This window comes from Janthinobacterium sp. CG_23.4 (assembly GCF_029892305.1).
GTDB classification, from domain to species: Bacteria; Pseudomonadota; Gammaproteobacteria; order Burkholderiales; family Burkholderiaceae_D; genus Janthinobacterium; species Janthinobacterium lividum_D.
Genome location: NZ_JARXUX010000001.1, coordinates 1429514 through 1455441 on the forward strand (window position 1 = coordinate 1429514; position 25928 = coordinate 1455441).

The 25928-nt window shown below is 57.9% G+C and carries 21 protein-coding genes and 2 pseudogenes; 13 read left to right on the forward strand and 10 right to left on the reverse strand.

All coding sequences use genetic code 11. From position 1 onward, the window contains the following. Position 1 precedes the first annotated feature (1 nt). Positions 2–388, forward strand: a complete 387-nt coding sequence (locus H4V96_RS06430) for a phage holin family protein (protein WP_196856878.1) — start codon at positions 2–4, stop codon at positions 386–388. A gap of 75 nt (positions 389–463) precedes the next feature. Continuing rightward, positions 464–802 (forward strand): hypothetical protein, encoded by a 339-nt coding sequence (locus H4V96_RS06435; protein WP_010396396.1) that lies wholly within the window; start codon positions 464–466, stop codon positions 800–802. A gap of 93 nt (positions 803–895) precedes the next feature. Here H4V96_RS06435 and H4V96_RS06440 read toward each other — a convergent pair whose 3' ends face one another. After that, positions 896–1303 carry a BLUF domain-containing protein gene (locus H4V96_RS06440; RefSeq protein WP_280720803.1) on the reverse strand — a complete coding sequence of 136 codons (408 nt, stop codon included), beginning with the start codon at positions 1301–1303 and terminating at the stop codon, positions 896–898. 559 nt (positions 1304–1862) lie between these two features. Between H4V96_RS06440 and H4V96_RS06445 the strand changes: the two are divergent. From H4V96_RS06445 to H4V96_RS06465, 5 genes and pseudogenes are all read left to right on the forward strand, one after another. After that, a pseudogene (locus H4V96_RS06445) lies at positions 1863–2380 on the forward strand (recombinase family protein). A gap of 98 nt (positions 2381–2478) precedes the next feature. Further along, complete coding sequence (locus H4V96_RS06450; protein WP_082260830.1) at positions 2479–3282, forward strand: alpha/beta hydrolase; 804 nt, start codon at positions 2479–2481, stop codon at positions 3280–3282. Between the two features lie 14 nt (positions 3283–3296). Then, complete coding sequence (locus H4V96_RS06455) at positions 3297–4154, forward strand: PAS domain-containing protein (RefSeq protein ID WP_196856881.1); 858 nt, start codon at positions 3297–3299, stop codon at positions 4152–4154. Continuing rightward, positions 4130–5146 (forward strand): IS30 family transposase, encoded by a 1017-nt coding sequence (locus tag H4V96_RS06460; protein WP_280720804.1) that lies wholly within the window; start codon positions 4130–4132, stop codon positions 5144–5146. Before H4V96_RS06455 ends, H4V96_RS06460 begins: the two co-directional genes overlap by 25 nt. Before the next feature lie 20 nt (positions 5147–5166). Next, complete coding sequence (locus H4V96_RS06465; protein ID WP_280720805.1) at positions 5167–6837, forward strand: EAL domain-containing protein; 1671 nt, start codon at positions 5167–5169, stop codon at positions 6835–6837. Positions 6838–6969: 132 nt separating this feature from the next. Here the strand turns inward: H4V96_RS06465 and H4V96_RS06470 are convergent, their stop codons facing one another. The 3 genes and pseudogenes from H4V96_RS06470 to H4V96_RS06480 form a co-directional block, all read right to left on the reverse strand. Beyond that, positions 6970–7086 (reverse strand): DUF3309 family protein, encoded by a 117-nt coding sequence (locus tag H4V96_RS06470; protein ID WP_348533192.1) that lies wholly within the window; start codon positions 7084–7086, stop codon positions 6970–6972. 158 nt (positions 7087–7244) lie between these two features. After that, positions 7245–7328 (reverse strand): annotated as a pseudogene (locus tag H4V96_RS06475) (DUF3309 family protein); the annotation flags it as partial. Positions 7329–7396: 68 nt separating this feature from the next. Continuing rightward, positions 7397–7843: a glycine zipper 2TM domain-containing protein gene (locus H4V96_RS06480; RefSeq protein ID WP_196856474.1), complete on the reverse strand. Its 447-nt coding sequence runs from the start codon at positions 7841–7843 to the stop codon at positions 7397–7399. 292 nt (positions 7844–8135) lie between these two features. Between H4V96_RS06480 and H4V96_RS06485 the strand changes: the two genes are divergently transcribed. The 3 genes from H4V96_RS06485 to H4V96_RS06495 all read left to right on the forward strand — a co-directional run bounded on the left by H4V96_RS06485 (position 8136) and on the right by H4V96_RS06495 (position 10352). Beyond that, positions 8136–8690: a hypothetical protein gene (locus H4V96_RS06485; RefSeq protein WP_196856473.1), complete on the forward strand. Its 555-nt coding sequence runs from the start codon at positions 8136–8138 to the stop codon at positions 8688–8690. 82 nt (positions 8691–8772) lie between these two features. Then, on the forward strand, positions 8773–9084 hold the full coding sequence (locus H4V96_RS06490; RefSeq protein WP_010396422.1) for a BON domain-containing protein: 312 nt from the start codon (positions 8773–8775) through the stop codon (positions 9082–9084). Positions 9085–9260: 176 nt separating this feature from the next. Beyond that, a complete protein-coding gene (locus H4V96_RS06495; protein ID WP_196856482.1) occupies positions 9261–10352 on the forward strand; it encodes an AI-2E family transporter in 1092 nt (363 codons plus the stop codon). Positions 10353–10408: 56 nt separating this feature from the next. Here the strand turns inward: H4V96_RS06495 and H4V96_RS06500 are convergent, their stop codons facing one another. Both H4V96_RS06500 and H4V96_RS06505 read right to left on the reverse strand, forming a co-directional pair. Further along, the gene (locus H4V96_RS06500) at positions 10409–11356 is read right to left on the reverse strand and encodes a YihY/virulence factor BrkB family protein (protein WP_196856472.1); all 948 of its coding nucleotides are present in this window, start codon (positions 11354–11356) and stop codon (positions 10409–10411) included. A gap of 68 nt (positions 11357–11424) precedes the next feature. Next, a complete protein-coding gene (locus tag H4V96_RS06505) occupies positions 11425–12447 on the reverse strand; it encodes an OmpA family protein (protein WP_196856471.1) in 1023 nt (340 codons plus the stop codon). Between the two features lie 472 nt (positions 12448–12919). Between H4V96_RS06505 and H4V96_RS06510 the strand changes: the two genes are divergently transcribed. The 3 genes from H4V96_RS06510 to H4V96_RS06520 all read left to right on the forward strand — a co-directional run bounded on the left by H4V96_RS06510 (position 12920) and on the right by H4V96_RS06520 (position 21628). Beyond that, the gene (locus H4V96_RS06510; protein WP_280720806.1) at positions 12920–18673 is read left to right on the forward strand and encodes an MG2 domain-containing protein; all 5754 of its coding nucleotides are present in this window, start codon (positions 12920–12922) and stop codon (positions 18671–18673) included. A 17-nt stretch (positions 18674–18690) separates the two neighbouring features. Then, positions 18691–20775: a penicillin-binding protein 1C gene (gene pbpC / locus H4V96_RS06515; RefSeq protein ID WP_196856480.1), complete on the forward strand. Its 2085-nt coding sequence runs from the start codon at positions 18691–18693 to the stop codon at positions 20773–20775. A gap of 160 nt (positions 20776–20935) precedes the next feature. Further along, positions 20936–21628, forward strand: a complete 693-nt coding sequence (locus H4V96_RS06520) for a hypothetical protein (RefSeq protein WP_196856470.1) — start codon at positions 20936–20938, stop codon at positions 21626–21628. 25 nt (positions 21629–21653) lie between these two features. On the opposite strand, the gene H4V96_RS06525 is transcribed toward H4V96_RS06520, so the two are convergent. The 4 genes from H4V96_RS06525 to H4V96_RS06540 all read right to left on the reverse strand — a co-directional run bounded on the left by H4V96_RS06525 (position 21654) and on the right by H4V96_RS06540 (position 25821). Continuing rightward, on the reverse strand, positions 21654–22115 hold the full coding sequence (locus H4V96_RS06525; protein ID WP_196856469.1) for a hypothetical protein: 462 nt from the start codon (positions 22113–22115) through the stop codon (positions 21654–21656). A 32-nt stretch (positions 22116–22147) separates the two neighbouring features. Then, the gene (locus H4V96_RS06530) at positions 22148–22474 is read right to left on the reverse strand and encodes a hypothetical protein (protein WP_196856468.1); all 327 of its coding nucleotides are present in this window, start codon (positions 22472–22474) and stop codon (positions 22148–22150) included. A gap of 105 nt (positions 22475–22579) precedes the next feature. Then, positions 22580–23926 carry a sigma-54 dependent transcriptional regulator gene (locus H4V96_RS06535; RefSeq protein ID WP_196856467.1) on the reverse strand — a complete coding sequence of 449 codons (1347 nt, stop codon included), beginning with the start codon at positions 23924–23926 and terminating at the stop codon, positions 22580–22582. Next, positions 23926–25821 (reverse strand): ATP-binding protein, encoded by a 1896-nt coding sequence (locus H4V96_RS06540; protein ID WP_196856466.1) that lies wholly within the window; start codon positions 25819–25821, stop codon positions 23926–23928. Before H4V96_RS06540 ends, H4V96_RS06535 begins: the two co-directional genes overlap by 1 nt. Positions 25822–25928 lie beyond the last annotated feature (107 nt).

The following is a 25928-nucleotide window of genomic DNA, read 5'->3' on the forward strand; positions in this document are numbered from 1 at the left end:
TATGGACAAGTCTGCTTCGTCTCACCAGGGGCCGGGATTGATCGGCTCGGTCGCCGGCCTGGCCAAAAACGCCGTCGGACTGATGTTGTCGCGTCTGGAACTGGCCAGCATCGAGCTGTCGGAAGTGCGCAATCACATGCTGCAGCTGGTGGTCGTTTTTGCGCTGGCGGTCATGGCGGGCTTGTTTGCCATCGCTTACGGCAGCGTGCTGGTGGTTTTCTTGGCCTGGGATAGCTTGGGCTGGAAGATCCTGGCGATCATGACAGTCGTATTTCTACTGCTGGCCATGGCGCTGCTTGTGTATGCGCGCACCATGCTGCGTCAAGGAAAGTTGTCGATGCCCGCCACCATGGCGGAATTGAAGGCCGACCGCGACATGCTGATGTAAGCTGCTGGCGGGAACGCGCCGGACCTGTGTCGGCGCGTTGCTCGCCATGTCCAGTCAGTTCTACTAGGAGAATTCATGTCGGAAAACGACAAACTGGCGGCGCAAGCCGCCCGCAAGCGCCTGCTGATTGCCCAGGGGGAAATGTACCGCGTGGGTATCGTACATGCGCGCGCCAACGTGGGCTACTCCTTGCGTCCCGAATCGCTGCTACAGGGCGTGGTCGAGACGGCGGTCGGCTTTGCCGGCCAACGTGTCGAGTCCCTGCTGGCGCCGGGCGGCATGCGCCTGCAAGGCGCCATGCCCTATGTGCTGACGGTGCTATCGTTTATTGGACGCAAGAAGCTGGTCAAGCCGGCACTGGTCCTCGTGTCCGTGGCCGCCGTTGCCGCCAGCTGGCTGCGCCGCAAGCGTTGAAACTAGCAATGCCGTGGTGGGCACTTCGATCGGCGCTAACAGGGCGCTTGCACTTCTTGGTTACCTCGCCGTTCAGGGTTTGCTGCGCCTACCCTATTTCGCTTCTCTTAAGCGCTGTGCAAACTCGCGCATCGTCTCCGTAAACGTATTTGCGTCGACGACTTCCAGGCGGCGGGCGTGCAATTTGGAAATATATTGAAATTGCAAGGGATCGCTCTCGATACCGCCCATCGACCACTTCTGAAAGATCCGATTGTTCGCTGGAGAAATGTAAAGAATTTCTGCAGCGCTGTGTCTCGGGTCATCCAGAATCTTTACATATTTCCGCAACACTTCCTGTTCCGGCCCTTCTAAAACTTGCATGAACAGTCCGCCACCGTGGACGAGGATACCAGTGATACCGGTGTTCGGATTATTTCGTCGCGAGCACTGCAAGATGTCCTGCACTTGTTCATCCGATATGGTGGGGGCGGCACGGCTGATATACAAAAGTCGAAACATTGCGTTACCTCCATCGGTGGACAAAGTGGCTGGCTGTATGGAGGGCTTGCAAGCAACAGCATGATGCGACTACTGTCATGAGTTGATCAATTTCTGGCTCGACACCGGCCAACGCCAGCGCATCTCGTTGCAAGTGCCTGGCTTGCGAGCCCTTGTCTTTTGACACCCGCTTACAGCCAATTCGCTTTTTTAACCATATTAATTATACGTTTTATTGCGTGACAAATCGTTGTTGTCATTTCAAGAAGACGATTGCACCACTCTTCTGATGCGTACGCCGCCCGTGAGCACCAAAGCGTCACCGAAACCCTTGCTCGATGACGCTTTGGCGCGCCGGGTCGATCTGGCTTCGTACAGACGGCGTGACAGGGCCGCCCAAGGCAGCTTGAGGAGCATGTTTTCTAAAGAGTAATTGCGCCCGAATTTCTGTTACATTATGTCTCGGCAGAGCCGTTTACGTGTCTTAAATTAAATGACCAGTTAATTAACTATTGTTGACGACCTTCAATCACTAGCGGAGACTGTCACACAAGCTACCATATAACTGACAGATAAAATCGTGTTAATTCGATATGTGCGGGTATGGAAGGCCGACGCGTCGAAGGCCAGGCACTTGCAGCGAGATGCGCTAGAGCTCGCTGGCGTTGATCCAAAGTATTTCTACGAAGATCAGGCATCGGGGAAACGGGAAGATTGGCCCGGCTTGACAGCCTGTCTCAAAGCGCTGCGCGAAGGCGATACGCTGGCAGTTTGGAAGCGCGACAGCCTAGGCCGGGATTTGCGCCATTTGATCAACACTGTGCATGAGCTGACAGCGCGGGGAGTCGGATTGAAGGTGCTGGCCGGGGACGGCGTAGTCGAGGGCGCTCCTTCAAGATGACCCCAGCCAAGCTGCGTCTTGCATTGGCATCCATGGGCAATCCCGAAACCAAAATAAGCGTTCTTTGTGAAGAGCTTGGCGTTACCCGGCAAACACTATATCGTCATGTTTCGTCCGAAGGCGAGTTGCGTCCAGATGGTAGGAGGCTGATAAAGATATCACAAGGCAGCCGGCCGTGTAGCTTGTGCAGCACTTGATTTGATACGCTTCTGGTGTTTTGCAAGCACCGCAATAGATAAGCTTAAAAGATTAAGTTTATTGATTTTAGTTTGTTTCTTGAAGAAATAGAGTTGTTATGAATATTATAAAAAGAAATAATGTCAGAGTAAGTGGTGCTGGATCTCAAACGATCGTTTTTGCGCATGGCTATGGTTGTGATCAGGCAATGTGGCGTAAGGTCAGCCCATCCTTTGAGAAAGACTATAAGGTTGTACTATTTGACTATGTCGGTGCGGGCATGTCTGATCTGGACGCTTATGATACAGAAAGGTATGCAAATCTGGCAGGATATGCCCAAGATGTCATCGATATCTGTGAAGCGCTTGATCTTCACGATGCCATTTTGGTTGGGCATTCTGTCAGCAGCATGATTTGCTTGTTGGCCGCACGTGAAATTCCCGAGCGGATTTCAAAATTGGTGATGATTTGTCCATCAGCACGTTATTTGAATGATGCCCCCGATTACATAGGTGGTTTTGAGCGTGAGGATATTGAAGGCTTGCTCGATATGATCTCCCGCAATCAACCCGGTTGGGCAAGCTACCTGGCGGGAGTCGTCGCAAAAAACCCTGATCAGCCGGATTTGGCGCAAGAGCTGGAAGCGAGTTTTTGTGCAATGGACCCGCCGATTGCAAGGCGTTTTGCAGAAGCCACCTTCTTGGCTGATAATCGCCTTGACCTTAGCGATTTCGCCAAGCCGTGTTTGCTCCTTCAATGTCAGGACGATGCTGTTGCGCCACTTGCCGTTGGTGAATATCTGCATCAACATTTGCAAAATAGTAATTTTCAAAAAATGCAAGCCACCGGACATTGCCCGCATATGAGTCATCCGGAAGAGACAATCGCGTTGATGGAAAATTTCCTTTCCAGTCAGCCATAGCGTCATTTGAATATATGGACATTTCAAGGTTTAATTTTCAGGAAGCACCTTGTGGCTTATTTGTATTTGACAGCAATCTGAAAATTGTCGCTGCAAATCAAACGTTGGCGACGATGCTTGGTTTTTCGTTGGATGAGTTAAATAATAAAAGTTTGAATGCGTTATTGACATCGGCAGAGCGTTTAATGTTTCACATGCAGGTTATGGCGTTGCTGCATCTTCAAGGGCGAGTGGAAGAAATCGCAATAATTCTCGCTGGCGCTGATGGGAAAAATATTCCCGTCATTTTTAACGCTGTACAACGCAATATTGATGGTAACGTCGTTACCGAATGTGTCGTCGTTCGCATGAATGAACGTAAGCGCCTTGAAGAAGAATTGTTGCGCGTAAAAAAAGCAACTGAACAAGTACCCGGTACGATTTACCAATTCCTGCTGCGTGCCGATGGTAGCTCCTGCTTTCCCTACGCCAGTGAGGGCGTACGCAATGTGTATGAGTTAAACCCTTTACAATTACAAAAAGATGCCAGTCCGGCCTTCAATCGGCTTCACCCCGATGATATTGAAGCGATTAATCAAGGCATTGCTGATTCTGCTAAAAATCTCACTGTCTGGCATCAAGAGTATCGGGTAATTTTGCCTAAGCGCGGCATCCGCTGGCTACAAGGTAGTGCAACCCCGGAGTCGCGCGTCGATGGCAGTACACTTTGGCATGGTTACATCAATGACATTACGGAAAAAAAAGCCTTAGAACTGGCACTGTCGAATGAATTTGAACGTACACGTGTCACTTTAAGTTCGGCATTCTCTAAAACCAAGTGCAACACCTGCTCCTGTAAGGTGTTGCGATGCCCAGAATCTATTTCCACTTAACGACCCAAGAGCGCGCCGTCGTGATGACGATGCGCGATGACCAGTGCAGCGTCCGAACTATTGCTAAACGCCTTGGCCGTTCACCCAGTTCGATCAGCCGCGAAATCCGGCGCAATGCCGGCCTTGGCGCCTATGATGCGAACCTGGCGCATTTGCAAAGTGCGGCGCGTCGAGTGATGCCAAGGCGCACACCCAAGATGGAATCGGGCAGCGTTCTTTTTCAAGTCGTGCGGCACTATCTCAATCGACTCTGGTCGCCCCAGCAAATTTCCAACATACTGAAGGCCATGTGGCCTACTGAAACCGATAAAACCGTCTCGCACGAGACCATCTACAACGCTATCTATCTGCACCCGCGTGGCGAACTCAAGCGCGAGCTGATCGCCTGCTTACGACACCACAACCAGGTTCGCAAACCGCGCAGTCGCGGCACCGATCGGCGCGGTCAGATAAAGGACATGCAAAGCATCCACATCCGCTCTCCAGAAATTGAGGACCGCGTCATCCCTGGGCACTGGGAAGGCGACCTGATCAAGGGTGAAAGCAACCGCTCGTCGGTGGGCACGCTGGTCGAGCGCACCACGCGTTTCGTGGTGTTGGCCAGGATGGAGAACGCTGGCACCAAGTCGGTCGTCGACAGTTTCTCGGCCGTGCTGAACCGTGAACCGGAAGCACTGCGCAAGTCGATGACCTACGATCAGGGACGCGAAATGCATGGCCATAAAATATTAACCGAACGTACCGGCGTGCAGATCTACTTTGCCGATCCGCACAGCCCCTGGCAACGCGGATCGAACGAAAATACCAACGGCCTGCTGCGCCAGTACATGCCCAAGGGCTCAGATCTATCGATTTATTCCCAGGAGGAACTCGACGCCATCGTACTATCGCTGAATACAAGGCCAAGGCAAACGCTCGGCTGGAAAACGCCATTGGCCGTTTATACTGAACACATGATCAGATTGCAATTACAAGCCGATTCGATTCATTAACCCGGTGTTGCACTTGATACTTGAGACCGCCTTCTATTGGCGATGCAGTCATTGTCACCAATGATCGCCAAGAAGTCGAATACCTCAATCCTAGTGCAGAGAAGTTGACTGGCTGGGCATCGGCTGACGCCATAGGTCTGCCGGTGACAATGGTGTTTAATATCGTTAATCAATTTACGCGAGAAATTGTAAAGAATCCCACTGCGCATTGTCTGGATGAGCGTGCGATCGTTGGCTTGACGAACGACACCGTATTGATCAGTAAAGACGGTAGTGAATATGCAGTTGAAGATTCTGCTGCGCCGATTTTTACGGCGGGTGATGTCATTATCGGTGTCGTGATGGTTTTTCGTGATGTGACTGGCCAAAGGATACTGAGGCAGGAGGTGGAGCGCCGAGCGAGTCTTGATCATTTGACCGGGCTTGCTAACCGTGCGCAATTTGATCGGGTACTGCTTGAAATGTATGAGTCTTCGATTGCTACAGGCGTTTCGCATGCCCTATGTTGCATCGATCTGGATCAGTTTAAGATCGTCAATGACAGTTGTGGGCATGCCGCCGGAGATGCTTTGTTGAAAGAGGTTTCAGCCTTGCTGCTAAAATCCGTGCGTGCCAAGGATTTGGTGGCACGCTTGGGTGGCGATGAATTTGCGCTGTTGCTTGAAGGCTGCGATTTGAATGCGGCGCACCGTATCTCGCAACAGATTTGCGAGAAAGTGGCGCGAATCCGTTTTCAGCACAGTAGTAATTTTTTTCGTATTGGTGCCAGTATCGGGGTGGTGCCCTTAGATGGTAGATGGGCTAATGCGCAGGCAGCACAGCAAGCCGCCGACGGCGCATGCTTTGCTGCAAAAGATGAAGGTCGTGGGCGTGTGCACCTGTATGTGGATGCAGATAGAATCATCATAGAGCAACGAGATCAAATGCAATGGGCAGCCCGTCTGCAGCAAGCAATTGATGAAAATCGCTTTGAACTTTTTGCGCAACCGATCATGCAACTCGGCGAGCATGCTGAATCAGGATTGCATTTTGAGATTTTATTGCGCCTGCGTGAGATGGATGGAACCTTGGTGCTGCCCGGTGTTTTCATCCCTTCCGCTGAGCGCTTTGGATTGGCACCGCAAGTCGACCGCTGGGTTGTTAGTCATGTTTTTGAATGGATGAAGTTGCATGCTGACAGGCTTGATAAAGTAAAGGTAATCGCGATCAATTTGTCAGGGAAATCTATCGGAGATAAAGACTTTTACCAGTTTTTAATGGATGCACTCGATCGCGAAAAAATACCTGCACACAAAATTTCCTTTGAAATCACTGAAACTGCTGCTATTGGGAACTTGGACATCGCTACTGAATTTATCGCTATGCTGCATCAACGCGGCGCGCGAATTTCTCTCGATGATTTTGGTAGTGGTATGTCTTCAATGGCTTACCTGAAACATCTGTCGTTCGATTATCTGAAGATCGACGGACAGTTTGTAAAAGACATGGCAAACGACGCCGTTGATTGCGCGATGGTGCGCAGTATCAATGAGATTGCGCACCTGACCGGAAAAATAACCATCGCCGAGTTTGTTGAAAGTGCCGATATTTTGATGCTGTTGAAAGATCTCGGTGTCGATTGCGCGCAGGGGTATCACGTTGGCAAGCCTGAGCCAATTGACGAAATATTTTCTTGGGAAAATATGAATTAAGCGGCGCTATTCAGGCGTGACTTTGTGCGCCAAGATACTGAAAAATGACGCAGGTGGGCAAGCTGAGAACTACCGTCCAGAAAAATGCTGCGGTGACCCTCTGAAGTGACAAAAGGTGCCGCAGCGTCTTTTTTACAACCTGCCCGTCAGTAATAGCAGTATCAGTATCACGACGACCAGGCCGGCGATGCCGCTAGGGCCATAACCCACCCCGTTATACACAAGTATCCAAGAAAATCTCGGAATCACCGTCCATGTCAAAAATTGCCTAAAATTCGAGCAATTTACGGCTGAAAGCTAAGAAAAATAGCATTTTTCTGGCGCCACCACTGTGGGGTACGCGCTGAAGAAATTGCTGTAACCCTTTGATTTTAAAGTGGTAAAAAGTTGTGTATAACGAGGTGGCCATAACCCCAATTGCGGCTATGCGGCCAAGTAGGCAGGACGCCGACCAGGGCCAGGATCAAGATGATCAGAATGATGGTGCCCATGGCAACTCCTTGTTATCGTACAACGCATGTGGGATGGCAGGATGCCTGCTGGCAAGCTGCGCCGAAAATTAATAGCGATAGACGCGGCCGTCAACGACGCGCACGCGGTTGCCCGGACGCAAGTCATTGGCCGTGTCCTGCACCACGGTGCGGTATTCGCCGTTGTCGAGGCGTACGCTGATTTGGTAAGCCTGCGCTTGCTGCCTGCGGCCTTCTACCTGGTTGCCCACGACTCCGCCGGCAACGGCACCTGCGACGGTGGCGGCCGTGCGTCCGCCGCCCGAGCCGATGGTGTTGCCCAGCAGGGCGCCGGCGATACCGCCGACCACGGCCCCGGCGCCGCTGCTTTGAGCGCCACCTTGGACGATCTGGATGGAGTCGACGGTGCCGTATATGGCGGACTCAGGCTGATTGGCCGGGTAATATTGTTGTGATGCTGAAGGACCGGTGGCACAACCGCTCAATACGGCGGTGGCGGCGAGCATCAGTGCAGCCAATGTGGCATAGTTTTTCATTTTATTCTCCTGACGAGGTGAGGGTGTGGTACTCATCTTAGTCACGCCCCTGTCCCCGGTCTGTACGCTGCCGCACGCACTTATTTCGTGTCGAAATCGTATTTTTGGCGTGTGCGATGCTGCCAGACCTGGTGTCAAAACCTTGTTTCAAAACTTTGTTATTTCTCCCTGTCTGCCTCCCGCTTTCAAAATAAATTGCTTGTGTACGGCAGCGTACAGAAGAGCGGCGACTATCCACGTAAAACGGTAGTCATGCCAAGCAGACATGCTTGTCACCACCAGGGAGAAATAGATGAACCAGAACAAACTCTTCACCGCCATCGTCGTCAGCTTGGCGTGCGCCGTCTGGGGCGGCCAGGCATTGGCCGCCACGCCGGAAGCGAAAGCAGCCTACAAGACGGCCAACGAACAGGCTGGCCTCAATTACAAGCTGGCGCATGCGCAATGCGAAAAAATCACCGCTAACCCGAAGGATGTCTGCATCGCCGAAGCGAAGGCTGTGCGCACCTATGATGAAGCAGTTGCTCAGGCGCAATACACGAACACTTTGCGTGCCTATACCAAGGCGCGCATCAAGATTGCCGATGCCAACCATGACGTCGACCTGGCCCGCTGCAATGCGCTGACGGGCAACGACAAGGATGTCTGCGTCAAGCTGGCCAAGTCCACCAAGGTCGCTGCGCTGGCCGACGCCAAGGCAGACAAGAAAGTCATCGAAGCGCGCAGTGATGCGCGTGAAGCAAAGAGAAAAGCCGAGTACAAGGTCGCGACAGAAAAATGCGATGCATTAGCCGGCGCAGCCAAGGATGACTGTATCAAGGCTGCAAAAACCCAGTTTGGCTACTGAACGCCATCCGGCGCGCAGTCACCAGATTGGTATAAGAAGCTCGTTGTGAGCACATTGATTGACCACTCCTAAGGAAAAAACCATGAAATTCACTAAATCTATCGCTACCGGCCTGTTCGTCGCTTCCCTGTTCGCCGTTGCAGGTTGCGCTTCGACTCCAACCAAAGAAGGTACGGGCGAATACATCGACGATGCAGCCATCACCACCAAAGTCAAAGCCAGCATCTTTAACGAGCCGACCCTGAAATCGACGGAAATCAACGTTGAAACCTTCAAGGGTGTGGTTCAGCTGAGCGGCTTTGTTGCCCAGCCAGCCGACGCCGCCAAAGCGGGCGACATTACCCGTGGCATCAAAGGCGTGAAGTCGGTAAAAAACGATATCCGCGTCAAGTAATGGCATGAGCTGCCGCAGCGTCCAGCCCGGTGGCTGGCGCTGTGGCCCCCACCGACCGCTGCGGGAATCGCATGCCTATTGAGCCTAAAAATGCCCCGCCCGAGCCGTTGACGGCTAGCTCCAGCGAGCCAGCGGGGCCACCTCCCGGCACTCCCGGAGAACACCTGGACCCCTCCTTGCGCCTGCCGCTACATGTCAATGCGCGCGGCCTTGCCTTGGGCACCATCGCTACGGTCAGCTTCATCTATGCGCTGCAATGGGCGCAGAAATTCCTCATTCCCGTCATCTTCAGCATTTTTATTGCCTATACGCTTAATCGTGTCGTCGCCTGGCTGGAAAAGCTGCGCCTGCCGCGCGCCGTCGGCGTCACTGTCGTCATGGCCTTGATCCTGTTCGGCTCGCTTGTTGTGGTCGAGCGCGTGCAGGGCGAATTTGAATCCATCGTTGAAGCATTACCTGCCGCCACGCAGAAGCTGTCGCGCTTGATTGCCACCAGCACGGGCGGCAAGAGCAGCACCTTGCAGAAAATGCGGGTCGTAGCCAATGAAATCGAGCAAGTCGCCGCTGGCGCCGAAGCGCGTCGCAACAACCGCCGCGCCGCCGCTGCCGAGGCGCCCAACTTCAAGATCATGGACTGGGTCTGGGCCGGTTCGCTGGGCCTGGTGGGCTTTCTTAGTCAGGCCAGCATCGTTATCTTCCTGGTGTTTTTCCTGCTGTTGTCGGGCGACACCTTCAAGCGCAAGCTCGTCAAGCTGACGGGACCGTCGCTGAGCCGCAAGAAGGTCACCGTGCACATCCTGGAAGACATCAATACCTCGATACAGAACTATATGTTCATGCTGCTCGTCACGAATGTCTTGCTGGCAGTGCTGATGTGGATCGCCTTGCGCGTGATCGGTCTGGAAAATGCCGGTGCCTGGGCCATCGTGGCCGGCTTGCTGCACATCATGCCGTATTTCGGCCCTTTGCTCATCACCATCGCCACGGGGCTGGTTGCCTTCCTGCAGTTCGAATCGCTGGAAATGGTCTTGCTGGTGACGGGCACGTCAATGGCGATCGCCACCTTGGTGGGCACCTTTGTCACTACCTGGATGACGGGGCGCATCGCCCGCATGAATCCCGCGGCCGTTTTCATCAGCCTGCTGTTCTGGGGCTGGCTGTGGGGCGTCTGGGGCTTGCTGCTGGGCGTGCCTATCATCGTCATCGTAAAAGTGGTGGCCGAGCGCGTAGAAGGCATGGAAGTGGTGGCGGAATTGCTAGGCGAATAGCTTGCCGCAACACCAACGCCACCCACGGTTGTCGTTCGCATGTGGGGGGCAGATCATCAGGACTGGTGGCGTTTCAGTATCTTCACTTGGACATCGCCGTCCTGCGTCTTCGGCATATCCTTCATGCTGCCCAGTTGCAGGGTGAATTGACGCGTGAATTCGGCGCCCAGGAAGAAGATTTGCGCCGAGTAATACACCCATAACAGCAGTGCCACCAGCGAACCGGCCGCGCCATAGCTGCTGGCCACGCCGCTATTGCCGATATACACGCCAATTGCATATTTTCCCAAGGAAAACATGCAAGCCGTGCCCACGGCGCCGATCAACACGTCACGCCACGACAGGCGCACGCGTGGCAGCATCTTATAGATGACGGCGAACAGGCTGGCGATGACGGCAAAGCCGATCAGGTTAGACAATATGGTAAACAGCACGGCCGTGTCTTTCCACACGCCTTCCCAGAAGTTGGCAAGAATGGCCATGGCCGCGTTGACCACCAGCGACACCATCAGCAGGAAGGCCAGCACCAGCACCAGACCGAACGACAGCAGGCGCGTGCGCAGCATGTCCCAGGCGCCCGCTTCCTTCAGGGGCGGCACTTGCCAGATTTCATCGAGACTGGCTTTTAGTTCGGCAAACACGCTGGTGGCGCCAAACAATAGCAGGGCGCTGGCGATGAGGGTGGCGATGCGGCCCTGTTCATGGTTCTTTGCGCCGGCCAGCACCAACTGGATGGCTTCGGCGCCTTGCGTACCGAGCAAGCCTTGCAACTGCCCCATCAGTTCGCCACGCGCGGCGGCCGGGCCGTAGAAAAAGCCGGCGATGGCGATGACCAGCACGAGGATGGGGGCGATGGAAAACAGGGTGTAGTAGGCGAGGGCGGCGCCCTTGCTTGAGGCGCGGTGTTCCAGCCATTCGGTGACGGAGCAGACGATGACGCTGCGCATTTGCCGGCTGAACGGCCCCAGAGCGGCCAGTTTAGGATAATGGGTAAACAAATTCATGATGGCTTTCAATGCAAAAAGGGGCGTGAGCCCCTTTTTTATTCACAAGTGGCGTGCCACTGTTGCGCTTACTGTACGCGGCGTTCGATGGTGATTTGTTCTACTTCAACGCGGCGGTTTGGTTCCAGGCACTTGATCAGATCGGCACGTTTCTTATTATCGCAGGTGACGACAGGATTGGTGGAACCCTTGCCTTCGGCCGTCAGGCGGTTGGCGGCGACACCATGAGCAAGCAGGTATTGCTTGACTGCATCAGCGCGCTGCTGCGACAGTTTCAGATTGTACTTGGGCGCTCCGATGCGGTCGGCATAGCCACTGATGACGACGTTGGTGACGTCCGGTGCAGCGTTGAGCATGCTGGCGATCTCGTCCAATTTGGTCTGTGTCGGACCCAGCTTGTCGCTGTCGAATGCGAACAGTTCCGTTGCCGCCATCGTCACTTTTTCAAAGCGTGGCGGCGGTGGCGGTGGTGGCACGACCACGACGACTTGCTCGCGCACTATCGGCGGCGGCGGTGGTGGTGGCGGCGGCGCAGGTGGTTTGTCGAACGCGAAGTTCAGGCCCACGGTGACGTAGTAATTGTTGGACTTGCTGCTCGGATCGAAGGTATTGCCGCGCAGGAAACCATGCACATTGCGCACGTCAGCCTGTAAAGACAGTTGATCATTGATGCTGGACTGGAAACCGAGACCGACGCTGGCGTAGGGCGAACTCTTGCTCCGCTCACCGAAGGCGAAGCTGGTGTCCTTGTCGCGCTGCATGCCGGCACCGACGAGCAGGAAGGGGCGGAAGGCTTGACGCGAGAACAGGTACAGGCCATCTACGCCCAGCGTATTTTGCTCGTAGCGCTGAGCGCCATCCTTGGCGCGGGCGTACGTGGTGCCCAGCTGGATATCCCAGTCCGGGGAAACAGGCTTACCGAAGCGCAAGCCTGCGCCATAGCCGGTTTTATCCGTGGCAAAGTCGGAATCTGGCTTGAGTGCGTTGATGCTAGGTTGAATATACCAGGAAGGATTGATTTCCTGGGCCTGCGTGCCGAGGGCGGAGCACAGGACCGCAGCGGCAACGGCGATTTTTTTTTGATTAGTCACAAGTAACTCCCAACGTTGATTAGAGATTTTCCCTGCAGCATCAAAGCGACATCATGCTGCACCTGCTATTGCTAGCGATAGACAACAATTCCAGGTGCGCCCGTCTTGCGATAAATGCACTGCTGTTGGAGCAGAGAATACGATTTCAGTTCAAAGTGATCCGTACGCTGGCGCACAAAGCCATGTTGTGTATCAAAGCTGTTGCAGATTCACGACAAACACTTTTGTCTTGAAAAAAACTAATTGAAGCGGCGGGATTTTTACCAGCACGGCCACTTCCTGGCGCCGCAGCAAGAGGCAATCGTACGACTTATTAGCAGCATGCCACTGTATATTAGTAACAATGATGAGCTTGATAACTAATCTGATCTGGATGTTGTATTCCGGCCCCATTCTGTTGCCTTACCGGGCTCGCTGCGGCCATTTTTGCGCGCTGCAGCCAGTTGCGCCACTTTTCATCAAGGAGTTTCCCGTGCCTGACCTGTCCCGTATTTTTTCTTCCCCGCTCACTGGCAAGCTGGGGGCGCTATGTCTGCTGCTATCGCTGGGCATGGCTACGCCGGTACGGGCCGATAATGGCGTGTCCCAGTTTTCGCCCAGCGGCACGGTGAAGGCCGTGCGCCAGGTGCGGGTCCAGTTTGCCACGCCGATGGTGCCGTTCGGCGACATGGGCTTGCCCGCGCCGTTCGCCATCGATTGTGGCAAGGCCGAGCCTGGCGTCGTGGCGGGTGCCGGACGCTGGGCCGACGAGCGTCACTGGAACTTTGATTTCGAACGCGACTTGCCCGCCGGCGTGGCTTGCAGTTTCACCTTGAACGGGGGGCTGAAGGACCTGGCGGGCAAGCCCTTGCAAGGAGCGGCGTCCTACCACTTTTCCACGGGCGGCCCGGCGATCGTCGAGTCCATCCCCTATGACGGCCAGTCGTATATCGATGAAAACCAGATCTTCGTGCTGGGCCTCGACGCCGCGCCGAACGAGGCCAGCATGGCCGCGAACGCGTATTGCCGCGCTGATGGCATCAATGAAAAGATCCCCGTGCGGCGCCTTGTGGGCAAGGAACTGGAGCAGGTTTTAACCCTGCGCAAGGGTTTTCTCGAGCGCTATCTGAGCGTCTACTTCAAGAAGCAGGGCCTGCTCTGGAAAGTGGGCATGCCCGTCGCCAGCAAGGGCGCGCCACCGCTGCCCGTCACCGTGCTGCAATGCAAGCGCAGCTTGCCCGCGAACGCCAAGGTGTCGCTGGAGTGGGGCGAGGGTATCGCCAGCGCCAGCGGCATCGCCACGGACAAGGCGCAAACCCTGCAGTTCAGGACACGTCCCGATTTCACGGCCAAGTTCAGCTGCGAACGCAGCAACCCGAAAGAACAGTGCATCCCCTTCCTACCCATGCGCGTGGAGTTTTCCGCACCCGTGAGCGCGGCGCAGGTGCGCGCCATGACCTTGAAGGGCGGGGGCAAGACGTATGCGCCGACGATCGCGAAGGAAGAGGAAAAAGCGCAATTCGTGCAGTACGTGACCTTCAACGGGCCGTTTCCCGTGCAAGCCAGTTTTGTCCTGAACCTGCCGCCGAAACTGACGGATGACGCCGGCCGTGCCTTGCTCAACCGCGCGCGCTTTCCCATGACGGTGCGCACCGGCGAACAGCCGCCGCTGCTGAAGTTTCCAGCCCCGTTCGGCATTATCGAAGCCAAGGGCGACGCCTTGTTGCCCGTGACGGTGCGCAATATCGAGCCTATGCTGTCGGGCAATGAAATCACCAGGGAATCGGCACCGGCATCGGCGGCCACGGGCGCCACCTTGCGCGTGCCCGACAATGACGACAAGTTCATCATCGAGTGGATGCAGCGCCTGGCCGGCAATGGCGACAGGAGCGAATACTGGCAACCGTATGCCCAGTATGCGGGCAATATGAGCAAATCCGTGCTGGCCGACGCCGCCGGCACGCGCCCCATCAGCCTGCCACGTCCCGAGGGCAAGAAAACCTTTGAAGTGATCGGCATTGCGCTGCAGAAACCAGGCTTTTATGTGGTCGAGCTGGCCAGCCCGATCCTGGGCAAGGTGCTGCTGGGTAAACCGCGCACGGCGTATATCCGCACGGCCGCGCTGGTGACCAACCTGGCGGCCCACTTCAAGCACGGCGCGCAATCGTCGCTCGTGTGGGTAACGTCGCTGGACAAGGGCGCGCCTGTTGCAAAAGCGCAAGTGGCCGTGCGCGACTGCGCCGGCAAGCTGCTGTGGCAAGGCGCCACGGGGGCGGACGGCGTGGCGCACATCCCAGGCGAACTGGCCAACTCCAGCTGCAAAAACAATGCGCGCTACTTTATCAGTGCGCGCAGCGGCGGCGACATGACGTTCACCCTGTCGGACTGGGTGGGCGGCATCGAAGCCTGGCGTTTCAACCTGCCCACGGACGACACGCGCGCCGACAACACCTTGTTGGCCACGGTATTCGACCGCACTTTGCTGCGCGCCGGCGAAACCGTGCATATGAAGCATTTCATCCGCAAGCACACGGCCGAGGGCATGAGCCTGGTCGACAGCAACAACGGCCCCGGCAGCGCCACCGCCGTCGTCATCACGCACCAGGGCAGCGAGCAAAACTATCCATTGCCCCTGCGCTGGTCGGCCAGTGGCACGGCGGAAAATGACTGGCGCATACCCGCCGACGCCAAGCAGGGCGAATACCTTGTGACGATGGCGGGGCGCCCGTCCGGCAGTTTCCGGGTGGAAGCGTTCCGCGTGCCCACCATGAAAGCCGTGCTGCAGGGCCCGATAGCGCCCGCCGTGCAGGTGAAACAGCTGGCCCTCGATGCGCAAATCACGTATCTGGCCGGCGGCGCCGCCACCAACGCGCCCGTCAAGCTGCGCACGCTGCTGCAGGACAAGAGCGTGATGTTTCCCGACTATCCCGATGTCAGCTTCAGCAATGGCGACGTGAAGGAAGGCCTGGTGCAGCAGGGCACGGGCTATGACGACGATGAGGGCGCATGGCAGGACGAAGGCAGTGGTGGACCAGCCGGCCCCGGTGCCACGGCGGCGCGCACGCAAAGCCTGACTCTGGATAAGGCGGGCGGCGCGCGCATCGTCATCGACCAGTTGCCGCAGCTGTCCGCGCCGCGCGACCTGGTGGCGGAGCTCGCTTTCCAGGATGCGAATGGCGAGACCGCTTCCGTTGCCACGCGCGTGCCGCTGTGGCCATCGAATGTTGTGATCGGCATCAAGCCCGACGCCTGGGCCTTGAGCAAGGATGCTTTCAAGTTCACGGTCGTCGTGCTGGGCACCAATGGCAAGCCCGTGGCGAATGCGGCAGTCGACGTCGACTTCTTCCAGCGCAACAGCTATTCGCACCGCCGCCGCTTGATCGGCGGTTTCTATGCGTATGAAAACAGCAGCGAAATCGTCAAGCTCGGTTCCGCCTGCATTGGCAAGACGGACAAGCAGGGCTTGCTGGTCTGCGACGTGAAGGCACCGGCCAGCGGCAATTTGATATTGCGCGCCCGCACGCAGGACAGTGCCGGCAATGCGGCTGTCGCCAAGCGCGAAACCTGGGTGGCCGGCAGCGGCGACTGGTGGTTCAACGCCAGCGACAATGATCGTATTGACGTCTTGCCTGAAAAGAAACGCTATGAGCCGGGCCAGGAAGCGAGCTTGCAAGTGCGCATGCCTTTCCGTTCGGGCACGGCCCTGATCACGGTCGAGCGCGAAGGCATCCTCGACACCTATGTGCGCCAGTTGAATGGCCGGGAACCTGTGGTCACTATCCCGGTCAAACCGAACTACGCGCCGAATGTGTATGTGTCCGTGTTTGTCGTGCGCGGGCGTGTCGATGGCGTGCAGCCCACGGCCCTGGTCGACTTGGGCAAGCCAGCCTACAAGATGGGCATCACGCCGCTGAACGTCGGGTGGCAGGCGCATGAACTGAACGTCATGGTGGTGTCTGACAAGCAGGTGTACACAACGCGTGACAAGGCAGAAGTGTCGGTGCGCGTGCGCCGCGCCGATGGCAAGCCCTTGCCAGAAGGTGCCGAAGTGGCGCTGGCGGCTGTCGACACTGGCTTGCTGGAACTGATGCCCAACGATAGCTGGAAATTACTCGATACCATGATGGCGCAGCGCAGCTTGCAGGTGGCCACGGCGACGGCGCAGATGCAGGTGATCGGCAAGCGCCACTTCGGGCGCAAGGCCTTCCCGGCTGGCGGTGGCGGCGGCAAGGGTGCCAGTCGCGAGCTGTTCGACACTCTGCTGTTCTGGAAGGCCACAGTCAAGCTCGACGCCAAGGGCGAAGCGACGGTGCAAGTGCCGCTCAACGACTCGCTGACGGCTTTCCGCATCGTTGCCGTCGCCAGCGCGGGCAAGCAATTGTTTGGCACGGGCAGCACGGATATCCGCAGCTCACAAGACCTGATCTTGATGTCGGGCTTGCCCACCCTCGTGCGCGAAGGCGACCAGTTGCGTGCAGGCTTTACGCTGCGCAATACTTCGGCCGCGTCCTTGAGCGTGGACCTCGATGCCAGCGCGGCTGGCAAGGCACTGCCACGCCAAAGTGTGAGGCTGGCGGCCGGCGAAGCGCGTGAAGTGGGCTGGGATTATCAGGTGCCGCTCGGTGCGGTAAGCATTGTGTGGGAGATCGCCGCCAAGGCGGGCAGCCATAGCGATAAACTGAAAATCACGCAAAAGGTAGCTCAGGCCACGCCCGTGCGCACCTATCAGGCGACCTTGCTGCAGGTCGACAAGCCGACGAATATGTCGGTGCAAATGCCAGCCGGCGCCTTGCCGGGCCGGGGCGGCATCCAGACCAGCTTTGTCGCCAGACTGGGCGGCGAGCTGCCCGGCGTGCGCGAGTACATGGCCGCCTACCCCTACACCTGCTTCGAGCAAAACACCTCGAAGGCGATCGCCCTGCAAGACCAGGAGGCGTGGAACAAGCTGGCCGCCAGCTTGCCCGCTTACCTGGACGGCGATGGCATGCTGAAATACTTCCCCCTCATGGAGCAGGGCAGCGACAGCCTGACGGCGTATGTGCTGTCGGCAACAAGGGAAGCGGGCTATGCGATTCCCGAACAGACGAAGAACCGCATGGAAGAAGCCTTGACGGCCTTCGTGCAGGGGCGCATCGTGCGCCATTCCGCGTTGGCGACGACCGACCTGGCAGTGCGCAAGCTGGCCGCGCTGGAAGCGCTGTCGCGTTCCAACAAGGTGCCACCCGATGCCTTGGAAAGCATCAGCATCAGCCCTAACCTGTGGCCCACGTCCGCCGTCATCGACTGGAGCTTGCTGCTGCAACGCACACCAAGCTTGGCGCGCCGCGATGCGCTGCTGGCCGAAGCGCAGCAGATTTTGCGTTCGCGCTTGAATTTCCAGGGCACGACCATGGGCTTTTCCACCGAGCGCAAGGATAACTGGTGGTGGCTGATGGTCTCCGGCGACGTCAACGCCAACCGGCTGCTGCTGGCCGTAATGGACGACCCGGCGTGGAAGGACGATATCGGCCGCCTGGTGCGCGGCAGCATGGGCCGCCAGAAGAAGGGCCGCTGGGACACCACAGTGGCCAACGCCTGGGGCACCCTGGCGATTGCCAAATTCTCGGCCAAGTTCGAGTCCACAGCCGTGACGGGGGCCAGCGCCGTGAAGCTGGGCGGCGATACGCAAGCGCTCGTGTGGAATGGCGCGGCGAAAGTCGGCCCCGTGCTGCAAGCGTGGCCGAAGGGCATGGACACCCTGGGCCTGGCGCATAGCGGCACGGGCAAGCCCTGGGTCACCGTGCAAAGCCTGGCGGCCATCGCGCTCAAGGCGCCCGTGTCCAGCGGTTACACGATCAAGAAAACCGTGACGCCCGTGGAACAGAAAATCGCTGGCCACTGGTCGCGCGGCGATGTCTACCGCGTGCGCCTGGATTTGTCGGCGCAGTCAGACATGAGCTGGGTGGTGGTCGACGACCCGATACCGGCCAGCGCCACGGTGCTGGGCAATGGCCTGGGGCGCGATTCGCAGCTGCTGACGGCTGGCGAAAAGAACACCGGCTGGGTCTGGCCCACGTTCGAGGAACGCGCGTTTGATGCTTTCCGCGCGTATTACGCGTTTGTACCAAAAGGCACGTGGAGCGTGCAATACACGGTGCGCCTGAACAATGCCGGCGATTTCAGCCTGCCGGCGACGCGCATCGAAGCCATGTATGCGCCCGAAATGTTTGGCGAGTCGCCAAATGCGAACGTGAAGGTGGCGCAGTGAAAGCTAGTGTTTTACTGATGGGCTGCCTGCTGGCCGGCCCGGTCTTCGCGGAAGCGGTATTGACGCCGGGACAGGTACAGGCCGCCTATCGCAGCTCGGAAGCGCAGTTGCTGGACCGCAGTGGCGCGCCCCTGCAATCGTTACGCGTCGACATGCAGGTGCGGCGTTTGCCGTGGGTGGCGCTGGCCGATATTTCCCCCGCCGTGCAGCAAGCGGTGCTGCTGGCGGAAGACCAGCGCTTCATGCGCCATGCTGGCGTGGATGTGTCCGCGCTGGCCACGGCCGCCTGGGATAATCTGCTTTCGAAAAAGCCGCGCGGTGCCTCGACCATCACCATGCAACTGGCGGGTCAGCTCGACGCGCACTTGCAGGCTCAAGCAGGCGGACGCAGCCTGCGCCAGAAATGGGACCAGATGCGTGCCGCCCAGGCCATCGAAGACAGCTGGAGCAAGGCGCAGATTTTCGAAGCGTATTTGAATCTGGTGTCGTTTCGCGGCGAGCTGCAAGGCATCGCGTCTGCGTCATACAGCCTGTTCGGCAAGGCGCCGTCGGGCTTGAGCCAGACGGACGCCATCATTCTGGCCAGCCTGGTGCGCTCGCCGAATGCGTCACCGGCCATCGTTACGCGGCGTGCCTGCGCGCTGGCGCAACAATGGCGTATGGACAGCAGTTGCCAGCTGATCGGCCAGCGCGTGCAAACGGCCTTGCAGCGCACGGCCCTGTACGCGGAGCTGGCGCCGGCGCCGCAAGTGGCGCAGCAGCTGCTCAAGCAATCGGGCGCCTCCGTGCGTAGCACCCTCGACGCTCCCCTGCAGCGTTTCGCGCAGGAAAATTTGCGCCAGCAACTGGCATCCTTGCGCGAGCGCAATGTCAACGATGGCGCCATCATCGTGCTCGACAACCGCAGCGGAGAAGTCCTTGCCTATGTGGGCAATGCGGGCGGCAGCCATGTCGATGGCGTGACGGCCCTGCGCCAGGCCGGTTCCACCCTGAAACCATTCCTGTATGCGCTGGCTATCGAGCGCCGCCTGATGACGGCCGCCTCCGTCATGGACGACTCGCCGCTCGATGTCGCCACGGCGTCGGGCATGTATGCACCGCAAAACTACGACCGCAACTTCAAGGGTTACGTCAGCGCCCGTACCAGTCTGGCCAGCTCGCTCAACATTCCCGCCGTGCGCACGCTGCTACTGACAGGGCAGGACGGGTTCTACAACCGTCTCAAGGAAGTGGGACTGGCCAGCCTGACGGAAGCGGCCGAATACTACGGCCCTTCGCTGGCACTGGGCTCGTCCGAAGTGACCCTGCTGGAACTGGCCAATGCTTACCGCGCGCTGGCCAATGGTGGTCTGTACAGCACGGCCAGCCTGCAGCCGGGGCAGGCTGGCAAGGATAAGCGTCGCGTGATGGATTCGGGCGCTGCCTTCATCGTCGGCGATATCCTGGCCGACCGCGCCGCGCGCAGCATGACCTTTGGCTTGCGCAACGAACTGGGGACGAATTTCTGGAGCGCCGTCAAGACGGGCACCAGCAAGGACATGCGCGACAACTGGTGCATGGGCTATTCGGCGCGCTACACGGTGGGCGTGTGGGTGGGTAATTTCGACGGCAAGCCCATGTGGGACGTCTCGGGCGTGACGGGCGCCGCTCCCGTGTGGCGCGACGTCATGGATTATCTGCACAAGAGCCTGCCCAGCCATGCGCCGAAAGCGCCGCCCGGCGTGCTGCAGCAGATGGTGGCGTATCAGCCTGCGCTGGAAGCGCCGCGCCGCGAATGGTTTATCTCTGGTACGGAAAGCCCCGTCATCGCCGTGCTGGGCGACACCATGAAGCCGCCCGCCATCGTGTATCCGGCCGAGGACAGCATCCTCGCCATCGACCCCGACATTCCGCCCGTCCTGCAGCGCGTGTTCTTCCAGGCCCAGGGCAGTCACGCCTTGCGCTGGGTGCTCGACGGCAAGGACATGGGGGCCGCTAGCGAGAGCATCCGCTGGCGTCCCGTGCCGGGCAAGCACGCACTGGCGCTCGTTGATGATGCCGGCAAGACGGTAGCGCAGGTGGCGTTTCAGGTGCGGGGCAATGCGCTGGCGCAGCGAAATTAGTTCTGACGCTGTTGCCGCTGCCATTCGCCTGTCCTGCTGTTTGAATCATGCCCGTTGATTCATTTATCAAAAAAGTGTGGTGTTGCGCCTGTCATCGATGCTGTCTTTGTCGGAATAGTATGTGAAATATCAAAGTGCAAATATCGGCAAAAATGTGTAGATGAAAAGTTCCAAAAAAAAGCGGAAAAAATATTTACATTTTAATAGTGGGAAGGATATTCTCGCTGTCTTCTGCTTCAAGATCGCTAGCGGCTGCTGTATGGCGAAAGAAGATGCGAAACAAGCTTGCCCTGTTTTTATGTTGAAAAATAAATTTCAGAAATATTTTGCGGGAGTTGAAATGCGGAACTTCTATTTTCTTGTTATTTTTTTGGGGTTTGGAGTAATTCTGCCACCAGGGCATGCTGCCGAGAGAGTAGTAGCTGCTGAGGAAAAAACTGTCAATGTCAGAGCATTGGATTTTAGTTTTATGAAGGAGCCACCTAATCGGAAAATAAAAAACAGGGTGGATCTTTCTGCAATCAAGACTGCCGAAGATTTGGCTGTGGTGAAAGAGGCTATTAATCCAGTGATGGAATTTTTCCAGGTTTATAGTCAGGTTCGCGCAATCCCGTCATCATTTTCCGCGCTTGCTACCAGTAACGGGATCAAGCAGATGCGATTTCCTCCGAAAATAGATCACCTAAATTATTACATATCGAAAAAAATGTGGAATTGGGCGGTGCACGATCCCCAGACTATTTTCTTGAGCGTGGATTTTCGCGGCATGCCGCCCGACAACGGCGCTCATCGTGAGACTTTTGTATTTGTGAAAAGGGATGGCGCATGGTTGTTTGATCGCCATGATTTCTAGCTGCAGCGGGGGCGGGGGGGCGACTCTAGTGCTGGGACAGTTTTTTGTCTGCCAGGCCAGGCGCCAGCCACAACAGCAATATCCAGAGTAGAAAAGAAAGACTACGCTGCAGCGGCACCCAGCATAGGCTGAAAATAGTGACCCTAGCCAAGGAGTACGTGCGTGGTACTCGCGCGCAATCGAGTAGCCACAGCGTGGTGCCCATGGCGATTAACATGACAGGCATGGCAAACCACCATTTGCGTTCGATCGGCGACATGATTTCCTGATAAGAAGTAGGTGCTGGTGAGGCGAGCACAACGCCGTCAAAAATGATGACGGTGCGCTGTGGATGCCCGTCGTCAGCTCCATGCCTTCGTCCACCGTAGGCGCCGCCTGTCAGCCCGCGGTGGCCAGCGCGCCTGCCGTGACTGTCGTCACTACCCCACGGCATGCTGCTTGCATTGCGATCCAGACTATCTTGTAACAGCGCGATGATAGCTGCCAAGGAGCAATCTGGCGCAGCGCTGGATGCGTGACTTAGCGTGCCGGTGTTGCTGGTCTTGCCGGTGCTACCGGCGTGGTTGGCGGCGAGGTTGTCGCTCCGCTGTCTGCCCGGGTGTCCGGCGTGGCCACGGGCTTGCTGCGCCGCATGCGCTTATCCGTGCGCGCCTTGGCTGGCTTGGCGTCGTCGACGACCTTGCCTTTGTTGTCGAGCTTGTCGGATTCGTCCGATTGCTGGCCCGGATCTTTGGCATTGTTGGTGTGGTCGCCCGTCTGGTTCACATTCGTCGTCGACTGGGCTTGTACCCAGGCGCCGCCGACGGTCATCAGGGTGGCGGCCAGCAAGACGGTGGCGGTTTTCATGGCAGGGTCCTGTGCAAGTGTTGATTCGAGCTGGCATTCTCACACGTGCGCCCGCCTGAACGGGTAGGACGCCGCCGCATGGCTGTGTCGGAAAATTGCTTGCAATTAACGGAACTGCTCGGTCGAGATATCAAATCGCTTGAGCTTGTCGTACAGAGTTTTCTTTGGAATATTCAGGCTGGCAGCCGCATCGATGACGTTGCCGTTGTGGCGGCGCAAGGCTTGCTCGATGATGGAAATTTCGAAGGTGTCGACCTGCTCGGCCAGCGAGGCTTCGCGGCAGCGGGCCGGACTGAGCGTATCGTCGAGCAAGCCCAGCACGAAGCGGTCGGCCACATTGTGCAGTTCGCGCACATTGCCGGCCCAGCGCTGCGCCATCAGGGAGGCGATCAGTTCGCCGCTGACGATGGCGGCCGGCTGGCTGTAACGCAGCGCTGCCTGCAGCACGAAAAATTCGAACAGCAGGGGGATATCCTCGCGCCGGTTACGCAGCGCCGGCAGGGTCAGGCTGGCCACGTTCAGGCGGTAATACAGGTCGGGACGGAATTTCCCCTGTTCCGCCAGCACGCTCAAGTCTTCCTTGGCGGCGGCAATCACGCGGAAATTAACGGATATCAATTTGTTCGAGCCCAGGCGCTCGACTTGCCTTTCCTGCAGCACGCGCAGCAGTTTCACTTGCAAGGCCAGCGGCATGCTTTCGATTTCGTCCAGAAACAGGGTGCCGCCGTTGGCGTATTCGATCTTGCCGATGCGCTGGCGCTGCGCGCCCGTGAATGCCCCTTCCTCGTGGCCGAACAGTTCCGATTCAAAAATCGATTCGGGCAGGGCACCGCAATTGATGGCCACGAAAGGATGATCGCGCCGTTCGCTGAAATCGTGCAGGCAGCGCGCAATGAGTTCCTTGCCGGTGCCTGTTTCGCCCAGGATGATGACGTCGGCCGATTTTGGCGCAAGGCTCAGCACCAGTTGGCGCACCTTGGCCATGGCCGCGCTGCGCCCCACGATGCGCGCTTCGATGCCAACGCGCTGCGCGAGCTGGCGGCGCAAGTCCATGTTTTCCAGCACCAGATGGCGCTTGTCGAGCGCGCGGCGGCACACTTCCACCAGCAAGTCGGCGGAAAACGGCTTTTCGATGAAGTCGTAGGCGCCACGGCGCATGGCGCCCACGGCCATCGATACGTCGCCGTGGCCGGTGACGAGGATCACGGGCAGGCTGGCATCCTGCGCCACGGCGATATCGAGCAGTTTCAAGCCATCCATGCCGGGCAGCTTGATATCGCTCAATAAAATGCCGGCAAATTCAGGCACCAGATAGGGCAGTGCTTCTTCCGCCGTGGCCACGGCCGTCACTTGCAAGCCCGCCAGTTCCAGCGATTGCCGGGCGCCTTTGCGCACCACGGCATCGTCTTCCACCAGCAGCACTTGCATGCCTTCAAAATTATTCTCGTGCATCAGATGTTTCCTTCGTCTCTCTCCCTCGGGGCGCAGCAGAGGGTGATGGTAAATTGTGCGCCGCCCCCTTCCTGCGCGCTGCGGTTGCGCACGGCCAGTGTGCTGCCGGCCGCGCGCAGTATGCCTGCGCTGATCGACAATCCCAAGCCCAGCCCGTGTTCCTTGGTGGTATAGAAGGGGTCGAAGATCTTGTCGAGCGATGCCAGCGCGATGCCGGGGCCATTATCGGTGATATGCAGCACGGCGTAGTTGCCTTCGCGGCGCACCTCGAACCATATCTGCACGGGCTCGCTTTCGGGCACGGCATCCATGGCGTTGGTGATCAGGTTGCTAAACACCTGTTCCAGGCCGATGGCGTTACACAGCACGATGATGTCGTCGGTGGGCCAGCTTTCATGCAGGGTCAAGCGCTGCGCATTTTTGCGCGTGCGCATTTGCAGCATGGTTTGCGCAAACGCCTGGCGCACGCTGACGGGCTTGCGCGCATCGTCGCTGCGCCGCGCAAAGCCTTTCAGTTGCGAGGTGACATAGCCGAGGCGTTTGACGAGCTCGGAAATGGTCGCCAGATTATCGAGTGCATCGTCGATGCGGCCCCGCGCCAGCAATACCTTGGCATTGTCGGAAAACGTTTGCAGCGCGGCCAGCGGCTGGTTCAGCTCGTGCGTGACGCCGGCCGCCATCTGGCCGATGGCGGCCAGCTTGCCACTTTGCACCAGTTCCGCCTGGGCATAGCGCAGGGTCTGCTCAGCGCGCTCGCGCTCGGCCACTTCTGCCTGCAGGCGGCCATTCGCATGCACCAGATCGGCCGTGCGCTGCGCGACCTTGATTTCCAGCTGTTCATAGGCGCGCGCCAGTGTCTGTTGCGCATTGAGCTTGTCGGCAATGCGGCGCCGGCGCTGGCGCGCATACATCAGGGCCAGCAGCAGCAAGGCCCAGCCCAGCACGGCGGCGATGGCTGCGTTGCGCGCCGCCGCATTCACATCGTCGAGTTCGGCCAGCACCGTGATTTGCCATTGCAGCGGACCCAGTGCGCGGTTTACGGCCAGGTAGTTCACTTTCTCGGCGCTGCCGGACAGGGCCGGAGTGTCGCCAGCCTGCGGGCGCTCCAGGGTCATCACGCTGGCGCCATCGACGAACTGGCGCTGCACCTTGTGCGGCAAGATGGGCAGATTTTCGTTCAGGAACTGGCGCTGCGCGCTGATATCGTTCTTCGCAGCCGGCGACAGCGGTGTCAGGGTCTTGAACTTGAAGGCGGGCGTGGTGGCCAGGATGATCACGCCATTCGCATCCTTGACCCAGATCTGTTCGCCCGCGCCGGGCGTGCGCCACGACTGCTCGATCCAGTCCAGGTTGACCTTGGCGGCGACGATGCCGATGATGCGCCCGTCACGCAGCACCGGCTGCGAAATGAAATAGCCGGCCTCGAAGGTGGAGAAACCGATGCCATAGAAGCGGCCGATGCCGCCCGCAATCGCATTCTTGAAATAGGGACGGAAGCCGTAGTTGACGCCCACGTAGGAGCTGCGCTCTTGCCAGTTGCTCGACGCTAGGGTCGTGCCCTTGTCGTCGAGCACGTAGACGGCAAAGGCGCCTGCGCGACGGTTCATGTCGACCAGATAGGCGTTGATCTGCGTGACTTTGTCGGCGCTGGGTTGCTCCAGTAATTGCGCCACAGCATCACTTTGGGCCACGGCCAGGGGCAGGAATTCGTATTTATTGAGGGCGCCGCCGATGGAGGCCACATACAGCTGCGCGCGCGAATCTAGCGTGCGATGCAATTCATCGAGCTGGCGCTGCTTGACCCAGGCATACGAAGCCCACGTCAACAGCACCAGCGACGCCACGGCCAGCAGGGGGGCGAGCGCGGGTCTCAGGGGCCATTTGCCGAATGCCATGGTGCTCCGTGTGTCGGGTTAAATACGCCGGTATTGTAAAGCTGAAACCCGCAAGGCTAAGACTGGGGTCGGACCTTAAGGTCCGACCCCGGCACTTGCTCTCGGGT